The sequence below is a fragment of the Mycobacterium sp. TH-M82 genome (genome assembly GCF_057473605.1).
The window spans coordinates 1-1070 of sequence record NZ_JBYCKY010000672.1; the positions used below are offsets into that span (position 1 = coordinate 1).

Annotated in this window: 1 protein-coding gene and 1 pseudogene; both read right to left on the reverse strand. The window is 63.2% G+C overall.

The features are described from left to right. Nucleotides 1-55: 55 nt before the first annotated feature. The gene (locus AC2VON_RS19725) at nt 56-799 is read right to left on the reverse strand and encodes a phosphoadenylyl-sulfate reductase (protein WP_486954462.1); all 744 of its coding nucleotides are present in this window, start codon (nt 797-799) and stop codon (nt 56-58) included. Continuing rightward, nucleotides 796-1070: pseudogene (locus AC2VON_RS19730) on the reverse strand (nitrite/sulfite reductase); the annotation flags it as partial. The gene AC2VON_RS19725 and the pseudogene AC2VON_RS19730, both read right to left, overlap by 4 nt.

Here is a 1070-nt window from a genome sequence, read left to right on the forward strand (position 1 = left end):
GCGTTGGCGGCCGACCGCGGATCCTTGCTGCCGTGTGCGGTCAATACCAGTGTGCTCATGCGCTGTGCAGCCCGCATTCGGTTTTGGACCGCCCATGCCAGCGTCCGCTGCGCGGGTCACCACCCACGACCGGCCTAGCCGTGCACGGGGCGCAGCCGATCGATGGATAGCCGTCCTGCACAAGAGGATTGACCAAGACATTGTTGTCGTTGATGTAGTCGGTGAGGTCTTGGTCGGTCCAGGCGGCCAGCGGATTGACCTTTACCAGCTTGAAGCGTTCGTCAAAGCTGATCATTGGGGCGTTTGCCCGAGTAGGTGCGTCGGCCCGGCGTAATCCGCTCACCCAGGCGGCATAACCGTTCAGCGCTTTGGTCAGCGGAACGATCTTGCGTAGACGGCAGCACTCGTGGGGTTCGCGGGCGAACAGGTCTTTGCCGAGCAGTTCGTCTTGTTCGGCCACGGTGTGTTGAGGTCTGACGTTGATCAGGTGGATGTCATAGACCGCCTCCGTCGCGTCCCGGGTGCCGATGGTTTCTATGAAGTGATATCCGGTATCCAAAAACAGCACCGGCACACCCGGTCGCACCTTCGCGGCCAAATCGATCAACACCGCATCCTGCATGTTGGATGCCACCACGTAGTTGCAGGTTGCCGGCGCTCGGGGGCCGTGGACACCACCGAAGTGCTGGTCGGTCCAGCGCAAAAGCTCAGTGGCGCTGGCCCCGTCGAGGTCAGCGGCACCACGTTCGGCCAGCTCCCGCAACTCGGTTTCAGTCCACCCGTTCACTTTCCCGGTCACCGCAGGTCCGCTTCGTCGGCGCGCATCGCCCACTGCGCGAACCGTTCGCCGTCATCGCGTTGTTCGACGAAGTTACGCACCACCCGCTCGATGTAGTCGCCGAGCTCGTCACTGGCGATCTTGTGCTGGCGGAGCTTGCGGCCGAACCCGCTGTCGGCGCCGAGGCTGCCGCCCAAGTGCACCTGGAATCCTTCGGTCGATCCGCCGTGGCCGTCGTCGATCATCTGGCCCTTGAAGCCGATGTCGGCGACCTGGATGCGGGCACACGAAT